This is a genomic window from Rhizobium sp. BK650 (assembly GCF_014195325.1).
Taxonomy (GTDB): Bacteria; Pseudomonadota; Alphaproteobacteria; order Rhizobiales; family Rhizobiaceae; genus Rhizobium.
This window is the reverse complement of the sequence record NZ_JACIBK010000002.1, coordinates 40653-66171: the sequence shown is the minus strand read 5'-3', so window position 1 is coordinate 66171 and position 25519 is coordinate 40653. Positions and strand designations below refer to the sequence as shown.

Below are 25519 nucleotides of genomic sequence, written 5' to 3'. Positions count from 1 at the left end.
AATCTTGGACGGGCGCCGGATGATCCAGTCCGGCGCCCGCTTCGTTTGGGATAGAGAACAATGGCAACAAGACCCACATCCTCGGCACCCTCGCAGCGAATGCTGCGCGTCGGCGAGCAGGTTCGCGCAGCGATCACGCAGGTTCTGCAGCGTGGTGAAGTGCGCGACGACATCATCGAGGCAACCGTGATCTCGATCTCCGAAGTGCGCATGTCACCCGACTTGAAGATCGCCACAGCCTATGTGACGCCGCTTGGCGTTTCCGACCACAGCATCGTCATCGATGCGCTGAATCGCAACGCGAAGTTCATCCGGGGTCGGCTCGGGCCGCAGCTCAGGCAGATGAAATACATGCCGGAAGTACGATTCCGCGACGATACTAGCTTCGACAATTACAAGAAGATCGACGACCTGCTGCGCTCACCCGAGGTGAGCCGCGATCTCGACAATGACGACGAATAACAGAAGAACAGATGTCCAAACCACGCAAACCCAAGGGCCGCCCGATTTCCGGCTGGCTGATCCTCGACAAGCCGTTGGATTTCGGCTCGACGGAAGCCGTCTCCAAGATCAAGTGGCTCTATAAGGCGCAGAAATGCGGCCATGCCGGCACGCTCGACCCGCTTGCTTCGGGCATGTTGCCGATCGCGCTCGGCGACGCCACCAAGACCGTTCCCTATGTGATGGACGGCCGCAAGATCTACGAATTTACTGTGACCTGGGGCGAAGAGCGGGCAACCGACGACCTCGAAGGCGAGGTGACGCAAGCATCCGACAAACGTCCGACCGAACAGCAGATCCGCGACATCCTGCCAAAATATATCGGCACGATCAGCCAGGTGCCGCCACAGTTTTCGGCAATCAAGATCGCTGGTGAACGCGCCTATGACCTGGCGCGTGACGGTGAGGCGGTTCAGATACCCTCGCGCGAGGTCGAGGTTCATCGCCTTACCCTTCTCGCTTGCCCGGATGCCAATACGGCGCATTTCGAAGTGGAATGCGGCAAGGGCACCTATGTGCGTGCGCTTGCCCGCGATTTCGGCCGCGAGCTCGGCTGCTACGGCCATATTTCCGGGCTGCGCCGGACTTTCGTTGCCCCATTCGCCGAAGAGACGATGGTGCCGCTTGCCAAGCTCACCGCGCTTGAGGAGATCGAGGACATGGATGAGCGCCTTGCCGCACTCGATGCCTTGTTGATCGATACCTGCGAGGCACTGTCGGCCCTGCCACACCTTGTTGTCAGCGACGACCAGGCACACCGCCTGAAAATGGGCAATCCGATCCTGGTGCGCGGCCGTGACGCGCCGGTTGCCGAAAGCGAGGCTTATGCGACGGCGCGCGGCAGGCTGATCGCCATCGGCGAAATCGGACAGGGCGAATTCCGGCCGAAGCGCGTTTTCGCCTAAGCGCTACAAATCGCGGCAATTGCCAGAATGCAGCGATGCGATATCTTTCCGGCGGGTCATAACGGCCCGTCAAAGGGGAAGAATATGCGCAGAATTACCATTGGAATACTGACGTTCTTTTCACTGTTTCTCGCGGTTGGCGGGGCTGGGGCTGGTGAGCGTTGGGCCGAACTGCCGGCCTTTCCTCCGATGCCGGCGCCGAAGGCGAGCGGTATGGCCGATGTGAACGACATCAAGATGTATTACGCCGAATATGGCGAGGGCGAACCGATCCTGTTCATCCATGGCGGGCTTGGGAATGCCGATGTCTGGGGCCATCAGGTCGCCGATTTTGCCAAGGACCATCTCGTCATCGTCGCCGACAGCCGCGGGCACGGGCGCTCCACCCGTAGCCAACGACCCTTCGGCTATGACCTGATGACATCGGACTATGCGGCACTCCTCGACTATCTGAAGATCGGCAAAGTGACGCTGGTTGGATGGTCGGATGGCGGCATCATCGGTATCGACATGGCGATGAAATATCCTGAGAAGCTCACGCGCGTAATCGCCCAGGCAGCAAATGTGACTACCGACGGCGTAAAAGCCGATGTCATGAACAACAAGACCTTCAACGACTACATCAATGTCGCAGGCGAATATTACAAGAAGCTGTCGCCGACGCCGAACGAATATGACAGTTTCGTCAATCAGATCTCGCAGATGTGGGCGACGCAGCCGGCCTGGACCGTAGCCGACCTCGGCAAGATAACGGTGCCGGTCACACTCGCCATTGGCGACCACGACGAGGCGATAAAACTGGATCATACAGAACTAATGGCGAAGGAAATTCCAGGCGCAAAACTCGTCATCCTGAAGGATGCCAGCCATTTCGCCATGCTGCAGGATCCCGAGGGTTACGACGCCATGATCCGGAATGCCATTGCGGGCCGCTGAAACGGCTGCGGGCGCCCCTCTTTCCAACGCTGCTCATTTGGTTTATAGGCAGCGCCAGCATCAGGTATCCCCCGATTGCATTCGCGGCCAAGGCTGGACGACATCCCGGCTTTTGGCGACTTTAACTCCTCTCATAGAAAGGATTGTCCGATGTCGATCACTGCTGAGCGCAAGGCTGCGCTGATCAAGGAATACGCGACCGCCGAAGGCGATACCGGTTCCCCGGAAGTCCAGGTTGCGATCCTCACCGAGCGCATCAACAACCTGACAGAACACTTCAAGGACCACAAGAAGGACAACCATTCCCGCCGTGGTCTGCTGACGCTCGTTTCCAGCCGCCGCTCGCTTCTTGACTACCTCAAGAAGAAGGACGAAGGCCGCTACACCAAGCTGATCAACAGCCTGGGTATCCGCCGCTAATAATTTTCCGGCGGGCGAAGCTCTTCGCCCGCCGGATGCGTTTTCGGAACCGTGTTCCCGATGACATTTTCCAGGCACGCGCTATCTGCGTGATGGAAATACCGGCAGGCCCGGATGGGCCGGATCTGCCAGACCAACCGTTGACCTGTCATGGGGCAGGATTGCCGGATGCTTTCGGCCAGAGCTTCGCAAGAGCTTTGGCCCGGTTTCCAAGGGGAAATCGTCCACTTAAAGCTTCCCGTTGTCTTGCCCGTGATACGTCACACTGATTGCGGTCGACTCTGCGCTGCTCCAGATGGAGACGGCGCGTTGGCCGCATTGAAGGACAAGACATGTTCGATACACATACTGTAGAAATCGAGTGGGCCGGCCGCCCGCTCAAGCTCGAAACCGGCAAGATCGCCCGTCAGGCTGACGGTGCCGTACTCGCCACCTATGGCGAAACCGTCGTTCTCGCGACCGTCGTTTCCGCCAAGGCACCGAAGCCGGGTCAGGACTTCTTCCCGCTGACGGTCAACTATCAGGAAAAGACCTATGCAGCCGGCAAGATTCCCGGCGGCTACTTCAAGCGCGAGGGACGTCCGAGCGAAAACGAAACGCTCGTCTCCCGCTTGATCGACCGCCCGATCCGCCCGCTCTTCCCGGAAGGCTACAAGAACGATACGCAGGTCGTCGTTACCGTCGTCCAGCATGACCTCGAAAACGACCCGGACATTCTGTCCATGGTCGCAACCTCCGCTGCTCTGACGCTCTCCGGCATTCCCTTCATGGGTCCGGTCGGCGGCGCACGCGTCGGCTATATCAATGGCGAATACGTCCTGAACCCGCATCTCGACGAGATGGACGAGTCGAGCCTCGACCTCGTCGTCGCTGGTACCTATGACGCTGTCCTGATGGTTGAATCCGAAGCCAAGGAATTGCCGGAAGACGTCATGCTCGGCGCCGTGATGTTCGGCCACAAGGGCTTCCAGCCGGTTCTCGACGCAATCATCAAGCTCGCCGAAGTCGCCGCCAAGGAGCCGCGCGAATTCCAGCCGGAAGACTATTCCGAACTCGAAGGCGAAATGCTGAAGCATTTCGAAGCCGAGCTTCGTGAAGCCTACAAGATCACTCAGAAGGCTGATCGCTACGCCGCGGTCGACGCCGTCAAGGCCAAGGTCAAGGCCCACTTCCTGCCGGAAGGCGTTGAAGCCAAGTACACTGCCGAGGAAGTCGGTGCGATCTTCAAGCACCTCCAGGCCAAGATCGTTCGGTGGAACATTCTCGACACCAAGAGCCGTATCGATGGACGCGATCTGGAAACGGTTCGCCCGATCGTTGCCGAGGTCGGCCTGCTGCCGCGCACACACGGTTCGGCCCTCTTTACCCGTGGTGAAACGCAGGCGATCGTCGTTGCCACGCTCGGCACCGGCGAAGACGAACAGTATGTCGACAGCCTGACGGGCATGTACAAGGAGCAGTTCATGCTCCACTACAACTTCCCGCCCTACTCCGTTGGTGAAACCGGCCGCATGGGTTCGCCGGGCCGCCGCGAAATCGGTCACGGCAAGCTTGCATGGCGCGCCATCCACCCGATGCTGCCCTCGCCAGAGCAGTTCCCCTATACGCTGCGCGTCGTCTCCGAAATCACCGAATCCAACGGTTCGTCCTCGATGGCAACCGTCTGCGGCACCTCGCTGGCGCTGATGGATGCGGGCGTTCCGCTCGCTAAGCCGGTTGCCGGTATCGCCATGGGCCTGATCCTTGAAGGCGATCGTTTTGCCGTCCTCTCCGACATTCTCGGCGACGAAGACCACCTCGGCGACATGGACTTCAAGGTCGCAGGTACTGCCGACGGCATCACCTCGCTGCAGATGGACATCAAGATCGCCGGTATTACCGAAGAGATCATGAAGGTCGCTCTCAGCCAGGCTCAGGGCGGTCGTGCCCACATCCTCGGCGAAATGGCGAAGGCCATCACCGAAAGCCGCGGCCAGCTCGGCGAATTCGCTCCGCGCATCGAAGTCATGAACATTCCGGTCGACAAGATCCGTGAAGTCATCGGCTCCGGCGGCAAGGTCATCCGCGAAATCGTCGAAAAGACCGGCGCCAAGATCAACATCGAAGACGACGGCACCGTGAAGATCGCCTCGTCCTCCGGCAAGGAAATCGAAGCGGCCCGCAAGTGGATCCACTCGATCGTCGCCGAGCCGGAAATCGGCCAGATCTACGAAGGTACCGTTGTGAAGACCGCTGACTTCGGCGCCTTCGTCAACTTCTTCGGCGCCCGTGACGGTCTCGTCCATATCTCCCAGCTCGCTTCCGAGCGCGTCGCCAAGACGACCGATGTCGTCAAGGAAGGCGATAAGGTCTGGGTCAAGCTGCTCGGCTTCGACGAGCGCGGCAAGGTTCGCCTGTCCATGAAGGTCGTCGACCAGGCCACCGGCCAAGAAATCCCGGCTGCCGAAAAGGGCGACAAGAAGAAGGACGAAGCGGCCGAATAAGCCGCGCCTTCTTAATTGATATCCGGGCGCGGGACTGTTTCCGCGCCCTTTTTTGTATTCGACCCTTGCGCAATTGCGGACGAAGAACCGCTGCGCAATTTTCCTGGAATTGCTCCAGACGACGGGACCAGACCATGAGCCGTGAGACGCTGAAGACCCTCTTTCACCCCTTCGCCAGCGAAACCGTACCGCCGCCCGGCGAAGGCCAGCGTGTGCTTTTCCTTGGCGCTGAGGCGGGCTTTGCGCTGCCCGAAGGCTTTGCCGCCTCGCTTGAGGCCGTACAGGGCTTCAAGCCGCTCTACAGGCAGCTTCTGGCGCAGCGCATCGACGCCAAGCCCGAGATCGAGGGCGAAGATTACGATGCGGCACTGGTGCTCTGCACCAAGCACAAGGGCGAGAACGAGGCCAATATCGCCACTGCCGTTTCCCGCGTGAAGGCGGGCGGCCTGATCCTCGTCGCCGGCGGCAAGGAAGACGGTATCCAGCCGCTGCGCAAACGCGTGGAAAGCTTCGCCCTCGATATCCAACATATGCCGAAATACCATGGAGTCGCCTTCTGGTTCGGCCGGCCGTCCGATTACAGCGAGATCGTTTCGAAATTCGGCAAGTCGCCAGTGCGCATCGAAGGCCGCTTCATCGCGTCGCCCGGCATGTTCTCCCATGATAGGCTCGATGCCGGTTCGCAGCTTCTTGCTTCGCGCCTGCCGACGGACTTTAGCGGCGATGCAGCCGATTTCGGTGCCGGTTGGGGGTATCTCTCCGTTGAGTTGGCTGAAAAGTCTCCAAACCTTGCCCGCCTTGACCTCTACGAGGCCAATTACGAGGCGCTGGAGGCGGCCAAAGCCAATCTGGCAGAGAATTGCCCGAACGCGCCTGCGCGCTTCTTTTGGCACGATCTGACAGGCGAACAGGTGCGCGACAAATACGATCTCGTCATCATGAACCCGCCCTTCCATGAGGGCCACGCGGCCGAACCTTCGCTCGGCCAGGCGATGATCAAGACCGCCGCCTCTGCGCTGCGCGGTGGCGGTCGACTGATGTTGGTCGCCAATCGCGGCCTGCCCTACGAGCCGGTGCTAGCGGAGCACTTCAAGGAAAGTGGCGAGACCTGCCGCAACGCTCGCTTCAAGGTGCTGTGGGCCCGGAAATAGACCGACAATAAAAAAGGCGGCCATTGATCGGCCGCCTTTTTCTTTTGAAGCTCGCTCCGCCTATTCGACGTCCGCTTTACGCAGGGTTTCCAGCGTCGGCATCGAGGTGATGTTGTAGCCGGCATCGACGAAATGGATTTCGCCGGTCACGCCGGTTGAGAGGTCCGACAACAGGTAGAGCGCGGAGCTGCCAACCTGATCGATCGTGACGGTCTTGCGCAGCGGCGCGTTGCGCTGGTTCCATGATAGGATGGCGCGAGCGTCCGAGATACCGGCGCCGGCAAGCGTGCGGATGGGGCCTGCCGAGATCGCATTGACGCGGATGCTGCGTGGGCCGTAATCGGCCGCCAGGTAACGCACGGAAGCTTCAAGAGCCGCCTTGGCAACACCCATGACGTTATAATTCGGGATGACGCGTGTGGAACCATTATAGGTCAGGGTCAGCATCGTGCCGCCATCTTCCATCAGCGGCGCGCAGCGCTTGGCGATTTCCGTGAAGGAGAAGCAGGAGATCACCATGGTGCGGCTGAAGTTCTCCCGCGTCGTATCGGCGTAGAGACCCTTCAGCTCGTTCTTATCGGAGAAGCCGATCGCATGAACGATGAAATCGAGCTTGCCCCAGCGCTCCTTGATCGTATCGACAACAGTGTCTACCGAAGCGATGTCCTCGACATCGCAGGGCAGAAGAAAATCGGAGCCGAGTTCGGCTGCGAGTGGCTTGACGCGCTTGCCGAGCGCCTCGCCTTGAAACGTGAAAGCCAGCTCGGCACCCTGGGCGGCGAGCGCCTTTGAAATTCCCCAAGCGATCGAATGATTATTTGCGACGCCCATGATGAGGCCGCGCTTACCCTGCATGATTCCCGTCATTTTTATTATCCGTTGTAGCGCTGGAATACGAGCGTGGCGTTAGTGCCGCCGAAGCCGAAAGAGTTTGAGAGAGCAATATCAATCTTGGCATTGTCGATGCGCTTGCGGACGATCGGCACGCCTTCAAATTCCGGGTCGAGTTCTGTGATATGCGCGCTTTCGCCAATGAAGCCCTCCTGCATCATCAGCAGCGAATAGATCGATTCCTGCACGCCGGCCGCACCGAGCGAGTGGCCGGTCAGCGACTTGGTGGACTGGATATGCGGAATCTTGTCGCCGAAGACCTCGCGGATGGCGCCGATTTCCTTGCTGTCGCCGACCGGCGTCGAGGTGCCGTGTGTGTTGATGTAATCGACGTCACCCTTCACGGTCGAAAGCGCCTGACGCATGCAGCGGATGGCACCCTCGCCCGAAGGAGCAACCATGTCATAGCCGTCCGAAGTCGCACCGTAGCCGATGATCTCGGCGTAGATCTTGGCGCCGCGCGCCTTGGCATGTTCCAGCTCCTCGAGCACGAGAACACCCGCGCCACCGGCAATGACGAAGCCGTCACGGCTGACGTCATAGGCGCGCGAAGCGCTATCCGGGGTATCATTGTACTTCGAGGACATGGCGCCCATGGCGTCGAAGAGGTTCGACATGGTCCAGTCGAGGTCTTCGTGGCCACCGGCAAACATCATATCCTGCTTGCCCCATTGGATCATCTCAACGGCATTGCCAATGCAATGCGCTGACGTGGAGCAGGCCGACGAAATCGAATAGTTGACACCATGGATCTTGAACCATGTGGCGAGCGTTGCCGATGCGGTGGATGACATGGCCTTTGGTACTGCAAAAGGACCGATGCGCTTCGGGCTGTTGTTCTTGACGGTGATCTCGGCCGCCTCGATAAGCGTACGCGTCGATGGGCCGCCGGAACCCATGATAATGCCGACACGCTCGTTCTCGCTGTATTCCTTCTCCTCCAGGCCGGAATCGGCGATCGCCTGCTTCATGGCGACATGGTTCCAGGCGCCACCCTGCGACAGGAAGCGCATGGCACGGCGATCGACCAGTTCGGCGAGTTTGTCGGCACCGAGCTTGGGGCTGCCCCAGACCTGGCATTTGAAGCCATGTTCGGCGAAATCACTGGAAAAGGAAATGCCCGATTTTGCCTGGCGCAGGGATTCGGTAACTTCGGCCGCATCGTTTCCGATCGAAGACACGACACCTAGACCCGTGACAACTACCCGTCTCATCTGATCAAACCCTTGTTGTTTTCGTAAGCCGCTCGAAATACGGTTTTCAGGCCGTCTTGTCTTTCGAGAGACCGACGCGAAGGTCGGTCGCCTGGTAAATGGTTTCGCCATCTGCCTTCAGCCAGCCATCGGCAGTGCCGAGCACCAGACGGCCACGCATGACGCGCTTGAAGTCGATACCGTATTCAATCAGCTTCGTGTGCGGGCGAACCATGCCCTTGAATTTCACTTCGCCGGTCGAGAGCGCCATGCCACGACCCTGTTCACCGAGCCAACCCAGATAGAAACCGGTCAATTGCCACATGCCATCAAGGCCGAGGCAGCCCGGCATAATGGGGTTGCCTTCGAAATGGCAGGGGAAATACCAGTCGTCGGGACGAACATCGTATTCGGCCCGCAAATAGCCCTTGTCGAAGGCGCCGCCCGTATCGGAAATATCCGTGATACGGTGAACCATGAGCATGGGCGGCAGAGGCAACTGTGCATTGCCGGGCCCGAACAGGTCACCATGTGCGCAGGCGATGAGTTCTTCGTACGAGTAACTAGACTGTCTGGTTGTCATAAATCTCTGTTTCCCCCCGCGGTCTTGCGATGGATGTGTGTCTTTAGTCCAAGTTCCTAAGAAAATGAAGCGCAAGCATGGCAGCTTCTTTTCTCCGTTCCGGACTGGGCCTGAGCCAATATTTGGTGGTCGCATACAGGAAGGCCAAGGCCGCGACCAGACCTATTTGCGTCAAAAGCCCGTTTTTGCGGCCTTTTGAGGCTCCTTGTCCCCATTGAACTATTGAAAGCCTTTTGCGCAAAAGTTATATCGCTTGAAAGGAAACCTGATTGCTTTATGCCAGAATAACTGGAGTTGGTGTTGATGACGGGTGAAGCCCCGATCGCAATAGAGGTAAGGTTGCGCACCGCGGGCCTGCGTCCCACCCGCCAGCGCGTCGCGCTGGGCGATCTTCTGTTTGCTAAGGGCGACAGGCATCTGACCGTCGAAGAACTGCACGAGGAAGCGGTGGCTGCCGGCGTACCGGTCTCGCTTGCGACGGTTTACAACACGCTGCATCAGTTCACCGAAGCGGGGATGATCCGCGTCCTCGCTGTCGAGAGCACCAAGACCTATTTCGACACCAATGTCTCCGATCACCATCACTTTTTCGTCGAAGGTGAAAACGAGGTGCTCGATATCCCGATCAGCAATCTGACCATCGACAATCTGCCGCCGCCGCCCGAAGGCATGGAGATCGCCCATGTCGACGTGGTGATCCGCCTGCGACCGAAGCAGAGCTGATTTTCACATCACGTCATCAGGGTGCCGGCCGGGCTTGTGCTTGTAGGTCGGAAATGTCCAGCCGAACCACAGCGCGCCGCCGCGCACTGCAAAAGCGGCCGCAACGCCAAACGCCGACGCGATATAGACTTCCGCGCCAAGCGCGTTGACAGCGGTGAAGACTCCCGCCCCGACCAGAGCTGCCGTCACGTAGATTTCCGGCCGCAGCAGCACCGACGGCTCATTGGCCAGGAGATCGCGCAGAATGCCGCCGAAGGTAGCCGTCAAGGCGCCGGTGACGATGGCAATCGTCGGCGAGCCGGTGGCAGCCAGTCCCTTTGCGGCACCAAGCACGCAATAGGCAGCAAGGCCGATCGCATCAAGCCAGATCAGCAGGCGATAGCGCGATTCCAGAAGATGGGCGGTAAAGAATACCACGAAGCCTGCGATGCAACAGATGACGATGTAGAACGGGTTCAGTACCCAGAATACCGGCACACGGCCGAGAATGATATCGCGCACCGTGCCGCCCCCTGTTCCCGTCACGATCGCGAAGAACAGGAAGCCGATCAGATCGAGCTGCTTGCGTGAGGCGGCCAGTGCGCCGGTGGCGGCGAAGAGGGCAATGCCAGCGTAATCGAGATAGTTGAGCAACGACATCAAGGCCTCCACAGCGAAACGAGGCATACTGAATCATCGCGGCAAGGGCGGCGCAAGGCGGCGCGCGCAGAATGGAAGGCCAAAGAGTCTTTATCCTAAGAGGAAAGCCGTGAAGCTGCTGCCCGTACTCCTGAACGTCGTTTTGCTGCTGGTTATGCCGGTCGCGGCCTTTGCCCAGCAATCGCTGATCTCCGATCCGGAGATCTACGAGAAGAAGCATTTCCAGGAGCAATGCACGGAAGCATCCTTCGGTAACGGCTTCCTCATCCGTCAGGATATCAACAATGACGGGCTCATAGACGCGGTCGTCAACGAGGGCGACCTCACCTGCGACGGCCAAAAGGGTCCGCAATGCAACGAGGACGGCTGCACCTATAATTTTTATCTTCAGGTGGCCGAAGGCGGCTACTTCATGATCGCGACCGCGCAGATCTTCGGCTACGATTTCGTGCAGCGGTTCGGCAATATGGTGCTCGCCATGAAGATGAACCCCCGCTTCTGCGACCGCACCGGCGGCGACCCCTGCGTGGTCACCACGCGCGTACGCGGTACGAAATTCGTCACCATTTCCAAGAAGTAGATTTCAAACCGGAAAAAGAGAAGAGGTGCGGCCGGCGAGATAGTAACCGACGAGACCGTACCATTCACGAAGAGCCGTCCCCAGATTCTGAGCGTTCAGGCTCGGTTGCGTAAAATCCAGGCCGAGCGTGACATTGCCGGTCGTGCGGTAATCCGTTGGCCAGGGCACGATATCGATGCCGAGCTTGCGGAACAGGCCGACCGAGCGCGGCATGTGGAAGGCCGAGGTGATCAGCAGGCAATTCGAAAGGGCCTGCTGCGCCAGAAATTTCTTGGTGTTAAGTGCGTTTTCGTAAGTCGAGCGTGATTGCGTTTCCTCTACGAGGCGCTCTTTGCCGACACCGAAGAGCGAGAAGAAGCGCCTGGAAGCGGCTGCATCCCCTTCATAGGTTCCCGAGAGCGACCCATCGCCGCCCGACACGAGAATGCGCGATAGCGGATACTTCTGCGCCAAACGCAGGGCTTCGACAAAACGATCCGCACCATCGGCAAACTCGATACCGTGGCGAACAGTGTTCACCTCGTTCTCAAATGCGCCGCCAAGCACGATCATGCATTTGACATCTTCCGGAGCGCTGTCCGGCTTCGGAAAGCGCTCTTCCAATCCCTGCAGCAGATAATTGCCTGACGTCGTGTAGAGCGTGACGAAAAGGATGACGACGGACCCTGCCGCTCCGAGAGCGCTTAGCATGCGCCAGCGCAGAAGACCCGCGATCAATGCAAGCAGGGCGCCGAAGAAGGCGAGCGACAAAGGCTGGCCAAAGATCCAGACGAGCTTCGAAAATACGAACACGCTCAACTCCTCGCTCGGTAGCATTCGGGCTTCCTATCCGATTCGGAAGCGAACGCAATGATGCCGTTACCTGACGCGCACCGGATGCGATTGAGGAGTTGCGATCTTTTGATTGAACCGACGTTGCAGCGGCCGGGGAATGAACAGGGCTGCAATCGCCAGCGTCATCGCGAAGATGGAGACCAGCCACAGCGCTTGCGCGCCCACAAGACGCGTCATGAGGGCGCCGCTGATGGCACCAAGGATCATGCCGCCCCAGGGCACGATCTGGATGGTCCAGTCAACGCGCCGGTCACCAATGATCCAGCGACCTATGCCGCGGCCGAAGCGCGACAGCGCACCCGTCACATAGGTCAGGCCGATCGGCAGCCCTTCTACATGCTCGACGGCCACATTCACCATGCCCATCGCGAGAACGATCATATAGAACCGTGTCATCAACAGATCCTGCAGCGTCATCATCGAGGCCAGCGCAAGCAAGAGGCTGACACAGCAGAGCACGACGAAGATGCGCCGTCCGGCCCGGTGTGCGACGACGATGCCGGCGGCATTGCCGAGCACGAAGACGATAATGGCAGACAGCAGCACGGCGGCGTGCCTGACATCGCCACCGCTCAGTGCAAGTGCCGCACGCGTCGTATTGCCCGTCATGAAGGAAACGAAATCGCCGGTAAGAAGCAGACCGGTCGCATCCGTCATTCCCGCAAGAAAGGAAATCGCACCAACCAGCGCCAGTCCGGTCGCAGTCCTGCGGGTTCTGATAATGTGGCGGCGTCTTGCTCGTGTCATGGTTCGGGTCCGGTAAATGTCGAATCGGTTGACTTCGACAATCAATATAAGAACCCGCTTTAGCCGCTGGCAAAGCGGCAACTGAGCAATCACTGAAAATGTCAGTTATGCTGAACTGAGATGTTTATTGAACCGCATTTGGAGGGTTGGTGGAGCTAAGCGGGAGACAACCTTACCCGAAAATTTCCCATTTTATGTCAAATACTTGTTGAAATTCAGTTGGCTACGGGACTAGATATGGGTACTTTTCTGGGTACTCGGAGGCTTTCTTGGCCCTCTCATCTGATCGCATGTTTCTAGAGCGTCATGGCAACCAGTGGCGGGTTGTTGTGAACGTGCCGAAAAAGCTGCGCGCGACACTCGGCACCAAGTTGAAGAGGGCGCTGGGGACAGACAGCCTCAAGGAGGCAAACCGGCTTAAGTGGGATGTCATAGCCGAACTCAAAGCCGTCATCACGCATGCGGAAAATCCTTCGCTCTCGTTGGACGCTGCCCGATCAATAAGCCGCGAGCAGGCGATGCAGCAGGCCATTCGATTTGCCGAGCAGCGCAAGGCTGCTTTCGATTTGGCGCAGCGAGACGAGATTGATGAAGAGATCGACTGGCAGGCGGAATCCCTTGCGGGTCGGCCCATCGCTACCGACGAGGATGGCCATGAAGTCTTCGACCCCGATCGCTTGCGCCTTGCGACCGACTTTTCTCAATTGGCGCGAGGGGAGAGAACGCCCATTGACCTTCACCACGAAAAATTTCTGGCCACGTCGCATGTTAAGGCTCGTACCCTGGCGGACGACAGGCGGGCGATGAAACTGCTGAAGGATTGGTGCCGCAAGGCTGGTGTACCGCCTTATCTGCAATCCATAACCAAAAAGGAGGCCGTGCGGTTCTGCGATGAGCTTCCGAGCCTCACCGCCAACCTGACCCCTGTGACACTCAATAAATACGTTAGCCGCCTTTCGGTCTACTGGACTTGGCTGGAGAACCGGCACGAGGTCGATTCGAACATCTGGCAGGGACGGCGCTTACGTGAGCCTCAGCAGACTACTGACCAGAAGGAGCGCCCGTTTAGCGACGATGAAGTGAAGACTTTGCTGAAGGGGCCCGTTGACCCTGCGATGGACGACCTCATGCGGATAGCAGCGCTCTCAGGCGCCCGCTTGGATGCTATCGTATGCCTAAAGGTGAAGCACTGCCGAGATGATGGGGTATTCATTTTCAAGCCGCAAAAGAAAGAGCCGGGTCCACGCCTCTGCCCTATCCATTCTGACCTCATCGAAATCATTGAGCGCCGGAAAAGAGACAAAGGACCTGAGGATGACATCTTCCCCGAATGGCCTGGCGTGAGGAAATCCACTTCACTACGCGAGCGGTCCTTCAAGACGTCGAACGAATTCACGGCGTATCGCCGCAGCGTTGGCGTTGAGGATAGGCGCGAGGGCAAGCGCAGGGGTCTCGTGAACTTCCACAGCTTCCGTCGGTGGTTCATCACCAAAGCTGAGCAGGCGGGACAGCCAGAAAGCATCATCGCCGTTGTAGTCGGCCACAAGCGGCAGGGGATGACCTTTGGCGTCTACTCTGGGGGACCACTGCTTGAGCAGGCGCGGCAATGCGTCGAAGCTGTAAGGCTTCCTGCTTAAGCCCCTGCCTGAGCCTCCATCAGGCAAAGCGATTTGGTTCAGAGACGGCAATTGAAAGCCGCATTCATGGGGACCAAACAGCTCGCTGAAGTTGCGAATCTCGGAAACAACTGGCAAGTCTAATTTTATGTTGCGCCATCGACATGATGAGTGGAGGTAGTTCTTGGCTAAAAAATTCTATGACGGCATTGAAGTCTTGAAGGCACTGATTGCTGAGTCTGGACAAAAGGGTGGCTGGTCTGAGCAGAACGGATGTCATGTATTTCGAAATAATCGCGGCGGCGTGCTGAGTTACTGGCCCGGAACCCACACTATAAGCGCGCAGGGGAAGTCGCCTGGTAAAGACGAGCTTGAAGCGATTATTGATGGTACTGGTCAGATACCTGCGGCGGCAGCGGCTCGCCCTGAACCGGAAGACAGGCCGAGCAAGAAGGTATTTGTAGTGTACGGTCACGATGAGGGTGCCCGAACACAGCTTGATGCAATGCTGCGTCGTTGGGGATTGGAACCTGTAATTCTTGACCAACTTCCGTCTAAAGGGCAAACGATCATCGAGAAACTCGAAGATTACACGGAAGACGTTGGCTTCGCCGTAGTTCTTGCCACCCCTGATGACATTGGGTTTCCGAAAAGTCACGAGGATCAGCGAGCTTTTCGTGCGCGCCAGAACGTAGTTCTAGAGCTGGGAATGTTGCTGGTAAAACTTGGACGGCCAAGAGTGGCAATCCTCTTGGGATCGCAAGAGGCCATGGAACGCCCGTCTGACATTCAAGGGCTGATCTACATACCGTTCAAAGATAACGTGCAGAAGGATGCAGGCCTACTGTTGGCTAAGGAGATGGTGTCTCAAGGGTATGACATCGACGTCAAAAATCTCTGAGGCGTGACGCAACACTAGACTGTCACTGCGAGGCCCAAAGCCAGCTTGCGGTGCAGCACACGGTGGCAGTTTGCGCACAAGCACTTCAAGTCGTCCATGCTGGTTTTGTGACCGGGCTCCATATTCGCTACGTGCGTTCGGTGGTGGTGAACCTCGATGCACGCGGCTCCTGCCTCTGGGCCATACTTTTCCATCGGATCAAACTTGCATTCTTCGCAAAAAAGCCGCTTGTGCTCAGCCATGAAAGCAGCCCGCTTTTCTTTCGCTAAACCAGGGGCCCTTTCACGTTTCAGGTGAGACACGATTTTCGGGTTACCCTCAATCCAACTGCGCTCCTCTTCGGTCGGCACAAAATCGGCCAGCTCTAGCGCAATTTGCTTGGGATCACGCTTTGGGCGGGCGGCTCCCTCTTTTTTCGATACCAGCCAGAGGCCCGCTTCTTGAAGGAGTTCGAAGGATATTTGACCCCATCCGGCACTGAAGTGGCCGGGGTAAGCCTCTATCCCCAGCGCTTCCTCAAGTGCCAGGCCGAAGACCTTTTTAGGCGCGAGGGGAATGCCGGTATCGGTAAGTGCATCATAGTCGCGAGATTGTGCGAAGTTAGGAGCGTCACTCCCGCTGAGGAGCTTTAGGACTGCTTTGCGGATATGAGCAGTCGTAACCTTCCTCAGTTCGCTCGCAGGCAGACGAACTATGCCACCTCCAGCTTCGATGATTTCACGCACCCTCGCAGGTAACGTACCTGGGGTTTCAATCAAGAGCCGCCTCCACGCTCCATGGCTTGAACTGCCTTCATTCATAGCGCGGACAAGCTCATCAAATCGCGTTGCGACAGGCGACAACCGATCAAAGGAAAGTTCCCTCTGAGCATGATCGACCCCCTGCACTGGGCGGCTATCAAGGTAGATCCGATAGGCAATCTGTCCATGATCCAGGCGGCTCATGAGCATTTCAAGCGCGGCGCGGTAATCGCGGTTTCGGTCGGTCCCACTGCGGCTGTGCAGAATGATACCTAGATCATGCATCTCAACTTTGGCATTGAGCTGCGCGCCTTCAGCGGTGAGGAGAATCAATTGGTCAGACATAACGAGAGGTTGAACAACACCAGCACGGTTTGTCTAGCTATGAGCGAAGACGAATCTCTCACCTTCAATCCCCCAGAGATGCCTGGTAGCCGTTGCAAATGGCGTACCAGCAAGCATCCTTATCGTCGCTCTCCTGCCATCCGGGCGCACAGAGCACGACCCGGTGAAACTTGGCGTTACAGAGACCATGGTTGGCGAGCAGGCGAGGATTGTCCATGAACCACGGCCTGAGGTCTTTGCTTCGGGTCCACTTCGGGACGGCCTTCCAATCAGCATCGCCTCCGGTTTCGCTCAAGGGCCCCACCGCGCATGACTTCCAGTTGGACAGCACAATGGTTTGATCGCAGGCGTTGGCATAAGGTGCGCCGACGATAAACAGGGAGGCCAAGGCCAACAGCAGTCTCTTGTGAACCATAGACCCCATCATCGCCCCACACCGACAGCCGCCTAACGGAGCAACTTTAAGGCTCTCCTGCTGGCGAACGCAAGGAATAGCTTTGTGGAACTGTGCTGGTGGTGGATTGCCTCTCATCATCTCTTCCCCAAGAGGAAGCCCCCCGAGAGGTGCACAGAGGCTGCCTTAGGTCAGTCACTTTGAGATAGGCCTCTAGCTTTCCTCCAAGCGTCTTGAAGCTGGCCTCTGAGCTGAAGGTGATGAGGGGTCTAAATGATCAAAGTCAGACACTCTAAGGCGCGACTAGAAGTCCATACGGGGGACTTATTTGGTGGTTTTTAGATTTCCTTTTCAACCACTTGAAGCGGCCTGCCGAGCTTCTCTGTACTGATTCTCCGCATTGTCTCCACGGCCAATCTCTTGTGGCTAGCGGCCACCATGATGCCATCGTGCATTGGCAGCGCAGCGACACCTTCTGACGCCAGCTCCAACAAAATGCCGACGAGGATTTCACTCTCTTTCGCCATCAACTCAAAGCCAACGTTAGTGTCGAAAAGGTGAGCGATTGCGGGGTGACGCGCCCTCACGGCGGCCTTGAAGCGTCTCATGTTCCACCCCTCAGGCAATTTCTCTCCGCTGCCGGCGGGCAACCTCTGTGCATCTTCCTTTCGGAAGAATAGCGAGACCATCGGGGACTTCACCGCGTTGCGATACCCTTCCAATCCGGGAATCTCGTACTGGTCGCCGGAAAGCGGCTCAGCCTCGGCATGGCAATAAGCGAGCTGCACGAACATGGAGGCGAAATCGAGATCTACGACAGGCTCGCCACCAATGGTCAGAAAGCGGCGTTTCTCCTTCGGCAGGTCTTCCCAGAAACCACCGTAAATTCTTCCGTGACGGTCAAACCTCGGGGCGCCTCCGGGCTCGTCGGTGTGGAATTGCCGCACGAGATGGATTGGAGCGGTTGGGTCGCCATCAAGGCGAATATCGGCATTGTTGAGGATCCTGTTAATCTCCGCCATCTCCGCCCGCAGCCTGTCTGCTTCCGGCCAGTCCTTATAGTCGATAGGTGCCTTGTCCCGGCCCCGGTTGCTTCCTGTCCAAAGCTCGATTTTCTCGCGTCCTTCAACGTGACGGATATCGGAAAGCGACACTCCGTTTTCGGCGACAAGTAGCCTGAAGCGTGGAGTCGGAACGACGACTGTTCGCCGCTCCTTGTAGACAGCTTTCACGACCGAGAGCAGGCCTACTCCTTTGGCCTCTGCAATCACCTGTCTCAATACATCAGCGGTGAAATCTCGACGGTCGTAGCGCGTCTGTTTTCCATTTCGTAGCGGCACCGCGAGTCCGTCGTATTGGGTGGGGTCCAGAGCCACTACTAAGAGGTTGGCAACGAGGGTCTCGACGCAGCGCTTGCGCCTCTTCACAGCGTCAGCTCTAGGTTTCCTTCCCTCGGTGATAGCTGGGGGAGTCAGCATTTCAAAGATGCAGTCGGCCAAGGCCATGAGGCTATCGCCGCCAGCGGCCAGCCACGCGTCATAGTGCCGGACATAGGGCAATGCCCTTTTGTCCCCTGCTTTTCTCGGTGACAAAGTATGCTCCAACATGTGCGTCCCCACCTCCGCCAGGAGATCAGACGGCGGTGAGGACTTTTTGTTGACTAGGACGCCATGGCTAGAGGCGGGTGAGATGGGTGAGGACCGAAGCGCTCCGTACGCATGGCGATCACCTCGGGTACGGCTGCACGGGCTAGCTCGTCGCAGGCCTTTTCCAGCGTCTCCCCGATCTTCCTCAGGACGTGCCCGGATGAGCGAGGATAGGCGTGAAGCTCGGCCTTCCTTGTGCCGCCCGTTCGGGGGTCCCACGTGTCCCACCTTCGGTGCGTTCCGCTCGCGAGCCTATGGATAGCCTTTGCCGCCTGTACTATGCGAAATTCCCTGGTGCGGTGACTTCCGAAATCATCCTCAATGAGGGCCGCAACGCCAAGATAAATGGCTATGAGCCGCCGAGCGGGAATCTCCGCCGCCCGCAGACGCGCAAAGGCGATACGAGCGCGATACTCGGCAGATTGGCCCCGCAGGTTCATCGCAGGGTCAACGCGTCCGACGCCCGCCATGAAGTGCTCCAGCTCCCAATAGGTCCCCCGATAGGTCGTATCCTCTCGGTGCTCCATAATCCAACGTTCTGCGCTCTGCACATAGGGCCGCAGCTCAGACGCCTTGTAGGTCGTGTGCCAATGCGAGCCGTGCCGAGACTTATGCTGGACGTGATAGCGGCAGTGATAACGAGCGAGGCCGGCCCCCTGAGACTGCATCGTCACCCGGTTACACCCCGGGACCGCGCATCCCCGCTTTTCGGCATTTTCCAGTGAAAGCGCCGCATTGCTGCGACGCCCTCCGGCAAAGGTCGCCTTCATCCGGCATTACTCGTGAAGTCGGCTGCCGCTATCGCACTTTCGTGAGCCGAGGCGGTTAGGCGGTCGTAGCAAGCGACTTCGTCTAATGAGCGAGGATAACGGGCGGTGATTTTGTGCCCGCTTTTGGCGAGAGCCTCATCTAGCTGTCGTAAGGCTAGGTAATCTGCAAGGTAACCCTTGCCACTGCTTCGTTTGTAATTCGTATTTGCTGGCCCGAGGGAGCGTTGGTTCAGAGCGCTGATTTGATACTCAAGCTGAGTTACCACCACGATGTTCTGGGGCTCGTTTAGCAATCCCATGGCATGAATGATTGCAGGTAGGACTGCTTTTGTATGATCTCCTTTGAGAATCTTCGGATAGCTGTGCCCATACGCCAGTACGGCACCTTCTTTATTCAAAAGCTCAAACGCGTAACCGCAAAACAGTTGTCCGTGAGCTTGGGTGTGGCTAGTGCCAATCACCAGTCTAGGCTGAAGGGACTGAGGACGTCCCAGGGAACTAAGCGCGTTCACGCCGTCCCTCATTCGAGTTCATAGAGTTAAAACTCCAGTTAACGTTACCGGCGGGCGACATGCCTGTCGGTGTTGCAGAACACTACAACTGTTACAGTATAGCAACATTGTTGCCCTTGCGCAACATAGGGCGTTCGGCATCCCTTTGCGTTTCTTACAAAATGCTGGTAGCGAGATTCCGAGCGCAGACGCGGCGCTCCGGGGCGTGGAAACCCTGAACTCGGCGGTATGTGGTCCCCCACCGGAAGGGAGATCGATCCTTGACCTTCTCTAGGTCGGGGAGCCTGTGGCGTATGTCCAGGTTCACCGAACTAAAGGCCTCAGGGACCGACCGAGTCGGTTTTCCAACTCCCCGATCAGGGGTCATGGAGGCAATGCTTGCGGGGGCGAACCGCAGGCGAAGGCCTCAAGGGAAGCCGACATGAAAACCACAGAGACAACGCCACAGGAAACGCTCCTCGCGCCCTATCGGGCAGGCGCGCAGCAGAACCCCCTTAGGGAGATATTCGAGCTGTTGGCGGACTACATTGTGAGGGCCGTTGGAGCTTATCTCGTCGCCTTGGCACTTACGGAAATTACCCTTCGAGGGTTCCCGGCTGTTTCGCAACATCCCAAGGGCGTCATCGGTGGCTTCTTGATTTCATTCGTGGTGGTACTACTCGCGTTCACCCTCTGGCTTGATGGAGGGCAAAGAAGGGAGCGCTTTCGTCGGGCTATAGCAACCTTTGCATACCCGATAATTCTCATTGCTGGTCTCTGGGGTGGCTACAGGTATTGCGAATACGTGACGCCTCAAACGGAGCAAGGCCGCCAATACAAGGCCGCCCTTTCAGCATGCATGGAGATACAGACGTGCAGCCGGCTTATGGAGGAGAAGGCGGCATATTTGCAATGATGAGCGCCGGCACTTAGGCAGCCTCCCCTGCGATTGCGCGCTCCTTCAATATCCTGAACACACTGGCTCGGCTGATGCCGAGAGCTGCCTGTATCTCTGCCGGGGTCTTACCGTCCGCCCTAAGGGCTAGCACCGTGCTTGCCTTGCTGCGTGCCGTTGGAGCACGACCCTTATATTTGCCTTCCGCCTTGGCCTTTGCGATGCCTTCGCGCTGCCTCTCCAGCATCAACTCTCGCTCGAACTCTGCGATGGACCCCAGCAGATTTAGCATGAGCTTTCCGGTAGGCGTAGAGGTATCGAGATTAAGGGCCAAGATGCGCAGCTCTACGCCCTTGTGCCGTAGCTTCTCGGTGATCGCCATGAGGTCGGCCACGGAGCGGGCTAGGCGGTCCAACTTGGTCACCACCAGCACGTCACCTTCACGCACGAAGTCCAAGGCGCGCTCCAGCTCCAGCCTTTCAGTGGCGACCGACGAGAGCTGCTCTTTGAAAATCTTTGTGCAGCCTGCCGCCTGAAGGTCCCGGAGCTGGGCCTCTAAGCCGGCCTTCTGGTCGGTGGTGGATGTACGGGCGTAACCAATCATCACGGCTGTCATAGTGGCTCCCTCGTAGTCTCACATGGATTAACGACTATGAGACACCCTCAGTCTCAAAATGTCAATGGTACTTATATGAGACTCTTTGGGCGACGTTACGACAGACTCACACGGGCTTGGCCTATTGAGACGGCAGAGACGAAAAAGCGTGAAAGAGATTTGGAAGTAAATTGGCGAGCCGTTTCAGTTCGCCAGCGAAGCGTGGATTTAGCCCAACCCTACACCCGCACTTATTGCCACCATAATGTTAGAAGAGGCCATCAATAAACCACCTAGAATTAGCTGGGTGAAATTTAGGGATTTGTTATTAACACTGGTTGCGTTCATGGGAAACTCCTTGCTGTTGCTGGCTAGTGATAGAAGGCAGTACGACGCTGTGGTTAGAGTGAAACAAAATGCGAATGCGGCAGTAGCAACAAGGGGTGTAGCGAATGGATGCCCACCAATTGGGCTAAATCCACGATCATCGCTGTATTGCATAATCGCGGACACTTGTCAAGCAAAATCGCCAAGAACGTTAGAGAAAACCTTTTAATTTCAAACATTTAAAGTTTGAAGAACTCCCGAAGGCCGGGAGTATGGCCGGCGCCAAAGCCCCGTTTACAGGTCGAAAGGTGCAGCTTGGACAATGCGCCCCAAAGGCCCTTGCTATGCGATAAGGCGGGGAACGCTACCGCTGGGTTGGAGATCGGCTGGCTTCCGATTGTGTGATGCGGCGAACGGGTCCCATCACGGGTACCGGGGGGGAAGTCGCGCGGTCACTGTCACGTAGATCACCTCTGAGATAGGTGACCCCTAAATTTCATTGGCCTCTCGGTGCATATTGACTCCCCTTAAAATGAGAACATAATAAGAACATCTCGAGGGACAGAATGGGCCGCGTGGCTACCTCCTTGTTACACACCAAATGCTGCGCGGCTCTCAATTCGTCTTCTGGGATCACCACTCGAAACGAAGGATGACGGCTATGAGTAATTTGCCGATCGATGAACTGCGCCAAGATGACGACTTCGAGAGGAACCCTGTTGGCAGCTACTGGACACCGCCTATCCCGGTGAGCGTTCATGAGCTGACCCCTGCGGTTCGCGCTGCACTATCCATGGCCATTGGAAGTGGCTTTGAAAATATGGGCCAATTCGAACTACACCTAGCCCACGCCTTCGATATGGAAACCTGCGCTCCGATGGGGACCTTCGTGGTTGCCTCCGGCGAGGCGAGCGACCGAGCCTGCGGGGTCTACAGTGTCGCCGGTGACATGAGCGCGAAGGAGCCGATGTGGTTTGCCTTCGAGCAAGACATCGATCTAGCCCTCAAGGCCCTGTATGACCGCGTTAGGGAAAGAGGATATCTGGCCTAACATCCGGCCCCTCGCGGCTTCCGGGTCGCCCGCCTAAGAGACGACGCCAACGGGCGAGACTGCCAATGCCGGAAATGAACCATTCGAAAAAGCTCTCGCGCTGGTCCTTGGAAGATGCGCGGGAGGTCGGGCACATCCTCGTTGTCCGGTGCGGTCTCTGCAATACAACGCGGCGTTACCTGCCGGACGATATCCTTAAAATCCGCAAAAACACGACCATCAGCCGCCTGAGGTTCATCTGCTTGGAATGCAACAAGCGTGACTACATGGATGTGGCCGTTTACGTCCCCTCTCGGTCGGAGATCGGCAAGCTTCCTGTGCGCCGTCTGGCTGGCATTAAGGAGGTGAAGGTGCCGGTCTGGCGGGACGAAACCTTGTAGGCTGCAAATGGCAGATCGAAGAAAAAATCCGTTCGCCCGATGGAGGCTCAACTCGGAGCTGCCTCACCATGTCATCATCTGGTGGGGAAACTATCGAAGTGAAGAACAGCCCCACGACTACCGGCAGCGGGGCGAAGTGTTAACCTCGGCAATCCATCTTGAGCAAGAGTCGAAACACTTCAGCGCTTGGGTTGAATGGGATCAGTATCTTGTATTTTGCTTCAGCGACCATGAGGCAGCTCGTCAGTTTAAAGATCGATGGGACGGCCAATTTATCGGCGTTGATGAAGTAGACCGGAAGGACATCTGGAGGCCAAGGGAGGCGGATGTGTGCAATCTATACCGAATGGACGCCAGGGATTGGATAAACAAGTGGGCTCAGGACGCCGAAAGCCTAGCTAACCTAATGCCGGCCTACCAGATGAACCCCGACCAGATGGGGCCGATTGTTCGCAATACGGCGGACGGTCGCAGACAGCTTGTCCATGCTCGCTGGGGCGTGCCCTCACCTCCGCACGTAATCAAGGAAGCGGTTGAAAAGAGGGCTGTGCAGTTGCGTAAGAAAGGCAAGCCGGTTGACATCGAGCTTCTCACAAAAATGGAGCCGGACAAGGGCGTCACCAACATTCGCAACCTCAACTTCAGGCATTGGCGGCAATGGTTTGGTGTCGAGAACAGATGCATTGTGCCGGTGACCAGCTTTGCGGAACCAGACCCCGCAAGCAAGTTGGACGGCGGGTCAACCCCGAACGCTTGGTTTGCTCGCGACGAAAGCAAGCCGTTGATGTTCTTCGCCGGCGTCCATGTTCCCCAGTGGACGAGCGTTCGCAAGGTCAAAGACGGCCTTACGACCGATGATCTTTATGCCTTCCTCACGACCGATCCTAACGACATCGTTAGGCCTATCCATCAGAAGGCCATGCCGGTCCTGCTGCTGACGCGGGAAGAAGTCGATGTGTGGATGCGTGCCCCGTGGGAGGAGGCCAAGGCCCTCGCCCGGCCATTGCCCAACGATGCGATCATGGTGACTTCGCGAGAGGCCTACGGATCAAGCATTATCAGCAAAGAGGGCGAACCCGAGCAGCCAAGCTTGCTGTAAGGCGGAAAGGACGCTGCATGAGCGACGAAGGCCATTCATCGGCACCCGGCGCAAACGTCATTGAAGAGCACTACTGTTCGGTGGAGGGGTGCGGCAAGTGGGGTGGCTTTGGGCTATCCACCGGACGAGCAGCTAAAACGATCTGGTGGTGCTGGGAGCATTACCCCCACAAGCAGCCCTCAAGTATGCCGGTGCGCGCACAATGATAGCCAGCACAGTGATGATATGCGCCTCGTTGACTGCCGTGGACGGTGACACTGTGCGTTGCGACGGGCAGCTCATGCGGCTGCTCGGTGGCGGCGTTCCGTTTGTTTGGGGGATAGATACCCCTGAGATTGGCAGTCATGCTAAGTGTATCAAAGAGAGGAAGCTTGCACTGATAGCCAAAGGGCGGCTCAAGGAGCTACTTAAGGAGCGCGGCCTTCGGATCGAAATCAAAGGCATCGACAATACGCCAGCCCAGCGGCCACTCGTGAACATCTATCGGGAGGATGGCCGGGAGCTGGGGGCGATGCTTTTGGCGGAAGGGTTCGCCCGCGAATGGAGACCCCGGCATAAAAACGATTGGTGCCGAGGAGAGTATATCAAAGGATGAAAGGACGGGCGGGCGTTTTGTGGGGGTGCGCCTTTTGGTATTGCTGGACGGAGATGTGCAAGCGTGGCTGAATGCTCGGTAAAGAGGTAAGGCGATTCGCATGGCAGTACACGAGCTTTATTCAAAACGACAAGCGCAGCTTCGGGGCGGCGATACCGATGTCTACCAATACGAAGAGATACCGAGGAAGCTCAAAGTCCAAATAATTCATATAATGGACCGCACGATAGGCAACTATGAACAATCAATGCACGACCATTTCAGGGTCACGAAAGGCTATTCTCTACTAGTAAATACCCTGCGAGAGGAGATGGGTGTTTTCCATCTGCCGCCAGCTTCAAAGTATGTGAACCCCTATAAAGAGCTGACAGAATATTTTCTTTTCGAGGGAAACGTTGAGGCCTGCCTAGACGTGATTGAATTGGCGTTCAAGTTCATAGATCGTTTTACTCGCACTATCGACCATATGAACAGGCATGGTTACAACGAACGAGCGAATGCGGCGATTTCCGACCTCAACATCAGGTTCAAGGAAAATGCAGTCGGATATCAGTTCGTCGATGACGAGATCGTCCGGGTAGACTCGGAACTTATACATGCCGAGGCCGTCAAGCCTGCCCTGCGGCTATTGAACACCAATGAATACGCCGGTCCGCATCAGGAGTTCCTGAATGCTTATCAGCATTACCGCGAAGGCAGAAACAAGGAGGCGCTGAACGACTGCCTCAAGGCTTTCGAGAGCACCATGAAGGCGATCTGCGACAAGCGAAGCTGGGCCTACAAGCCAGGAGACACGGCCAAGGCGTTAATCGATGTTCTGTATGCTGAGGGCCTCGTGCCGCCATTCTGGCAGAACCAGTTCGCCTCTCTTCGGGGCCTCCTCGAAAGCAGCATCCCCACAGGCCGCAACAAGCAGAGCGGACACGGGCAGGGAGCGATCCCCACTACCGTCCCCGACCATATGGCTGCCTACATGTTGCACATGACAGCCTCGACCCTCGTCTTTCTCACGACGGCAGAGCAGAGCCTGCCTTACGGCTGAGCTCAGTGGCTGTGGTGGCCCGATCCTAGATTTGCGGAGATTTACC

General features: G+C 57.5%; 28 protein-coding genes. 16 read left to right on the top strand and 12 right to left on the bottom strand.

The window, feature by feature from the left end:
• The first annotated feature begins 60 nt into the window (after positions 1 to 60).
• From rbfA to FHX15_RS04580, 6 genes are all read left to right on the top strand, one after another.
• Complete coding sequence (gene rbfA, locus FHX15_RS04605; protein WP_184394134.1) at positions 61 to 462, top strand: 30S ribosome-binding factor RbfA; 402 nt, start codon at positions 61 to 63, stop codon at positions 460 to 462.
• An 11-nt stretch (positions 463 to 473) separates the two neighbouring features.
• Positions 474 to 1406 carry a tRNA pseudouridine(55) synthase TruB gene (gene truB / locus FHX15_RS04600; RefSeq protein WP_184394132.1) on the top strand — a complete coding sequence of 311 codons (933 nt, stop codon included), beginning with the start codon at positions 474 to 476 and terminating at the stop codon, positions 1404 to 1406.
• Positions 1407 to 1490: 84 nt separating this feature from the next.
• Entirely contained in the window at positions 1491 to 2342 is an 852-nt protein-coding gene (locus FHX15_RS04595) for an alpha/beta fold hydrolase (protein WP_184394129.1), read from the top strand.
• 150 nt (positions 2343 to 2492) lie between these two features.
• A complete protein-coding gene (gene rpsO, locus FHX15_RS04590) occupies positions 2493 to 2762 on the top strand; it encodes a 30S ribosomal protein S15 (protein WP_132653118.1) in 270 nt (89 codons plus the stop codon).
• A 332-nt stretch (positions 2763 to 3094) separates the two neighbouring features.
• Complete coding sequence (pnp, locus tag FHX15_RS04585) at positions 3095 to 5245, top strand: polyribonucleotide nucleotidyltransferase (protein WP_184394128.1); 2151 nt, start codon at positions 3095 to 3097, stop codon at positions 5243 to 5245.
• 134 nt (positions 5246 to 5379) lie between these two features.
• The gene (locus tag FHX15_RS04580; RefSeq protein WP_184394125.1) at positions 5380 to 6396 is read left to right on the top strand and encodes a class I SAM-dependent methyltransferase; all 1017 of its coding nucleotides are present in this window, start codon (positions 5380 to 5382) and stop codon (positions 6394 to 6396) included.
• Between the two features lie 60 nt (positions 6397 to 6456).
• Here the strand turns inward: FHX15_RS04580 and fabI are convergent, their stop codons facing one another.
• From fabI to fabA, 3 genes are read right to left on the bottom strand one after another with little or no spacing between them, the layout of a single operon-like run.
• The gene (fabI, locus tag FHX15_RS04575; RefSeq protein ID WP_184394124.1) at positions 6457 to 7263 is read right to left on the bottom strand and encodes an enoyl-ACP reductase FabI; all 807 of its coding nucleotides are present in this window, start codon (positions 7261 to 7263) and stop codon (positions 6457 to 6459) included.
• A 5-nt stretch (positions 7264 to 7268) separates the two neighbouring features.
• Positions 7269 to 8501 (bottom strand): beta-ketoacyl-ACP synthase I, encoded by a 1233-nt coding sequence (fabB, locus tag FHX15_RS04570; protein ID WP_184394123.1) that lies wholly within the window; start codon positions 8499 to 8501, stop codon positions 7269 to 7271.
• A 46-nt stretch (positions 8502 to 8547) separates the two neighbouring features.
• Positions 8548 to 9063, bottom strand: a complete 516-nt coding sequence (gene fabA / locus FHX15_RS04565; RefSeq protein WP_184394122.1) for a 3-hydroxyacyl-[acyl-carrier-protein] dehydratase FabA — start codon at positions 9061 to 9063, stop codon at positions 8548 to 8550.
• 303 nt (positions 9064 to 9366) lie between these two features.
• Here fabA and irrA point away from each other — a divergent pair, with 303 nt between their 5' ends.
• Positions 9367 to 9786 (top strand): iron response transcriptional regulator IrrA, encoded by a 420-nt coding sequence (irrA, locus tag FHX15_RS04560; RefSeq protein ID WP_184394121.1) that lies wholly within the window; start codon positions 9367 to 9369, stop codon positions 9784 to 9786.
• Positions 9787 to 9789: 3 nt separating this feature from the next.
• On the opposite strand, the gene FHX15_RS04555 is transcribed toward irrA, so the two are convergent.
• Positions 9790 to 10425: a trimeric intracellular cation channel family protein gene (locus tag FHX15_RS04555; RefSeq protein ID WP_184394120.1), complete on the bottom strand. Its 636-nt coding sequence runs from the start codon at positions 10423 to 10425 to the stop codon at positions 9790 to 9792.
• Positions 10426 to 10579: 154 nt separating this feature from the next.
• Here FHX15_RS04555 and FHX15_RS04550 point away from each other — a divergent pair, with 154 nt between their 5' ends.
• Complete coding sequence (locus tag FHX15_RS04550) at positions 10580 to 11005, top strand: hypothetical protein (RefSeq protein WP_184395321.1); 426 nt, start codon at positions 10580 to 10582, stop codon at positions 11003 to 11005.
• A 3-nt stretch (positions 11006 to 11008) separates the two neighbouring features.
• Here FHX15_RS04550 and FHX15_RS04545 read toward each other — a convergent pair whose 3' ends face one another.
• On the bottom strand, positions 11009 to 11797 hold the full coding sequence (locus FHX15_RS04545; RefSeq protein ID WP_184394119.1) for a YdcF family protein: 789 nt from the start codon (positions 11795 to 11797) through the stop codon (positions 11009 to 11011).
• Between the two features lie 66 nt (positions 11798 to 11863).
• Positions 11864 to 12586, bottom strand: a complete 723-nt coding sequence (locus FHX15_RS04540) for a YoaK family protein (protein ID WP_184394118.1) — start codon at positions 12584 to 12586, stop codon at positions 11864 to 11866.
• Positions 12587 to 12855: 269 nt separating this feature from the next.
• Between FHX15_RS04540 and FHX15_RS04535 the strand changes: the two genes are divergently transcribed.
• Positions 12856 to 14223, top strand: coding sequence for a DUF6538 domain-containing protein (locus tag FHX15_RS04535; protein ID WP_246778886.1), 1368 nt, complete (start codon positions 12856 to 12858; stop codon positions 14221 to 14223).
• 163 nt (positions 14224 to 14386) lie between these two features.
• The gene (locus FHX15_RS04530) at positions 14387 to 15103 is read left to right on the top strand and encodes a TIR domain-containing protein (RefSeq protein ID WP_246778885.1); all 717 of its coding nucleotides are present in this window, start codon (positions 14387 to 14389) and stop codon (positions 15101 to 15103) included.
• A 14-nt stretch (positions 15104 to 15117) separates the two neighbouring features.
• Here FHX15_RS04530 and FHX15_RS04525 read toward each other — a convergent pair whose 3' ends face one another.
• The 5 genes from FHX15_RS04525 to FHX15_RS04505 all read right to left on the bottom strand — a co-directional run bounded on the left by FHX15_RS04525 (position 15118) and on the right by FHX15_RS04505 (position 19510).
• A complete protein-coding gene (locus tag FHX15_RS04525; RefSeq protein ID WP_184394117.1) occupies positions 15118 to 16188 on the bottom strand; it encodes a hypothetical protein in 1071 nt (356 codons plus the stop codon).
• Positions 16189 to 16252: 64 nt separating this feature from the next.
• Complete coding sequence (locus tag FHX15_RS04520; RefSeq protein WP_246778884.1) at positions 16253 to 16582, bottom strand: hypothetical protein; 330 nt, start codon at positions 16580 to 16582, stop codon at positions 16253 to 16255.
• 338 nt (positions 16583 to 16920) lie between these two features.
• A complete protein-coding gene (locus tag FHX15_RS04515; protein WP_184394113.1) occupies positions 16921 to 18189 on the bottom strand; it encodes a hypothetical protein in 1269 nt (422 codons plus the stop codon).
• Positions 18190 to 18242: 53 nt separating this feature from the next.
• Positions 18243 to 18998 carry a hypothetical protein gene (locus FHX15_RS04510; RefSeq protein ID WP_184394111.1) on the bottom strand — a complete coding sequence of 252 codons (756 nt, stop codon included), beginning with the start codon at positions 18996 to 18998 and terminating at the stop codon, positions 18243 to 18245.
• Positions 18995 to 19510, bottom strand: coding sequence for a hypothetical protein (locus FHX15_RS04505; RefSeq protein WP_184394110.1), 516 nt, complete (start codon positions 19508 to 19510; stop codon positions 18995 to 18997). Before FHX15_RS04505 ends, FHX15_RS04510 begins: the two co-directional genes overlap by 4 nt.
• Before the next feature lie 421 nt (positions 19511 to 19931).
• Between FHX15_RS04505 and FHX15_RS04500 the strand changes: the two genes are divergently transcribed.
• The gene (locus tag FHX15_RS04500) at positions 19932 to 20405 is read left to right on the top strand and encodes a hypothetical protein (protein ID WP_184394107.1); all 474 of its coding nucleotides are present in this window, start codon (positions 19932 to 19934) and stop codon (positions 20403 to 20405) included.
• A 13-nt stretch (positions 20406 to 20418) separates the two neighbouring features.
• Here FHX15_RS04500 and FHX15_RS04495 read toward each other — a convergent pair whose 3' ends face one another.
• The gene (locus FHX15_RS04495) at positions 20419 to 21000 is read right to left on the bottom strand and encodes a recombinase family protein (protein ID WP_184394106.1); all 582 of its coding nucleotides are present in this window, start codon (positions 20998 to 21000) and stop codon (positions 20419 to 20421) included.
• Positions 21001 to 21967: 967 nt separating this feature from the next.
• Here FHX15_RS04495 and FHX15_RS04490 point away from each other — a divergent pair.
• The 5 genes from FHX15_RS04490 to FHX15_RS04470 all read left to right on the top strand — a co-directional run bounded on the left by FHX15_RS04490 (position 21968) and on the right by FHX15_RS04470 (position 25473).
• On the top strand, positions 21968 to 22357 hold the full coding sequence (locus tag FHX15_RS04490) for a hypothetical protein (protein WP_184394104.1): 390 nt from the start codon (positions 21968 to 21970) through the stop codon (positions 22355 to 22357).
• A gap of 65 nt (positions 22358 to 22422) precedes the next feature.
• The gene (locus tag FHX15_RS04485; RefSeq protein ID WP_184394102.1) at positions 22423 to 22737 is read left to right on the top strand and encodes a hypothetical protein; all 315 of its coding nucleotides are present in this window, start codon (positions 22423 to 22425) and stop codon (positions 22735 to 22737) included.
• Between the two features lie 328 nt (positions 22738 to 23065).
• Positions 23066 to 23836 (top strand): SOS response-associated peptidase family protein, encoded by a 771-nt coding sequence (locus FHX15_RS04480; RefSeq protein WP_184395315.1) that lies wholly within the window; start codon positions 23066 to 23068, stop codon positions 23834 to 23836.
• A gap of 202 nt (positions 23837 to 24038) precedes the next feature.
• Positions 24039 to 24431 carry a thermonuclease family protein gene (locus FHX15_RS04475; protein WP_184394100.1) on the top strand — a complete coding sequence of 131 codons (393 nt, stop codon included), beginning with the start codon at positions 24039 to 24041 and terminating at the stop codon, positions 24429 to 24431.
• 100 nt (positions 24432 to 24531) lie between these two features.
• Entirely contained in the window at positions 24532 to 25473 is a 942-nt protein-coding gene (locus FHX15_RS04470) for an STM4504/CBY_0614 family protein (protein ID WP_184394097.1), read from the top strand.
• Positions 25474 to 25519: the final 46 nt, after the last annotated feature.

Coding starts and splice junctions, on each gene's coding strand:
- rbfA (WP_184394134.1), top strand. CDS start 61: ATGGCAACAAGACCCACATCCTCGGCACCCTCGCAGCGAATGCTGCGC.
- truB (WP_184394132.1), top strand. CDS start 474: ATGTCCAAACCACGCAAACCCAAGGGCCGCCCGATTTCCGGCTGGCTG.
- FHX15_RS04595 (WP_184394129.1), top strand. CDS start 1,491: ATGCGCAGAATTACCATTGGAATACTGACGTTCTTTTCACTGTTTCTC.
- rpsO (WP_132653118.1), top strand. CDS start 2,493: ATGTCGATCACTGCTGAGCGCAAGGCTGCGCTGATCAAGGAATACGCG.
- pnp (WP_184394128.1), top strand. CDS start 3,095: ATGTTCGATACACATACTGTAGAAATCGAGTGGGCCGGCCGCCCGCTC.
- FHX15_RS04580 (WP_184394125.1), top strand. CDS start 5,380: ATGAGCCGTGAGACGCTGAAGACCCTCTTTCACCCCTTCGCCAGCGAA.
- fabI (WP_184394124.1), bottom strand. CDS start 7,263: ATGACGGGAATCATGCAGGGTAAGCGCGGCCTCATCATGGGCGTCGCA.
- fabB (WP_184394123.1), bottom strand. CDS start 8,501: ATGAGACGGGTAGTTGTCACGGGTCTAGGTGTCGTGTCTTCGATCGGA.
- fabA (WP_184394122.1), bottom strand. CDS start 9,063: ATGACAACCAGACAGTCTAGTTACTCGTACGAAGAACTCATCGCCTGC.
- irrA (WP_184394121.1), top strand. CDS start 9,367: ATGACGGGTGAAGCCCCGATCGCAATAGAGGTAAGGTTGCGCACCGCG.
- FHX15_RS04555 (WP_184394120.1), bottom strand. CDS start 10,425: ATGTCGTTGCTCAACTATCTCGATTACGCTGGCATTGCCCTCTTCGCC.
- FHX15_RS04550 (WP_184395321.1), top strand. CDS start 10,580: ATGCCGGTCGCGGCCTTTGCCCAGCAATCGCTGATCTCCGATCCGGAG.
- FHX15_RS04540 (WP_184394118.1), bottom strand. CDS start 12,586: ATGACACGAGCAAGACGCCGCCACATTATCAGAACCCGCAGGACTGCG.
- FHX15_RS04525 (WP_184394117.1), bottom strand. CDS start 16,188: ATGTCTGACCAATTGATTCTCCTCACCGCTGAAGGCGCGCAGCTCAAT.
- FHX15_RS04515 (WP_184394113.1), bottom strand. CDS start 18,189: ATGTTGGAGCATACTTTGTCACCGAGAAAAGCAGGGGACAAAAGGGCA.
- FHX15_RS04510 (WP_184394111.1), bottom strand. CDS start 18,998: ATGAAGGCGACCTTTGCCGGAGGGCGTCGCAGCAATGCGGCGCTTTCA.
- FHX15_RS04500 (WP_184394107.1), top strand. CDS start 19,932: ATGAAAACCACAGAGACAACGCCACAGGAAACGCTCCTCGCGCCCTAT.
- FHX15_RS04495 (WP_184394106.1), bottom strand. CDS start 21,000: ATGACAGCCGTGATGATTGGTTACGCCCGTACATCCACCACCGACCAG.
- FHX15_RS04490 (WP_184394104.1), top strand. CDS start 21,968: ATGAGTAATTTGCCGATCGATGAACTGCGCCAAGATGACGACTTCGAG.
- FHX15_RS04485 (WP_184394102.1), top strand. CDS start 22,423: ATGCCGGAAATGAACCATTCGAAAAAGCTCTCGCGCTGGTCCTTGGAA.
- FHX15_RS04475 (WP_184394100.1), top strand. CDS start 24,039: ATGATAGCCAGCACAGTGATGATATGCGCCTCGTTGACTGCCGTGGAC.
- FHX15_RS04470 (WP_184394097.1), top strand. CDS start 24,532: ATGGCAGTACACGAGCTTTATTCAAAACGACAAGCGCAGCTTCGGGGC.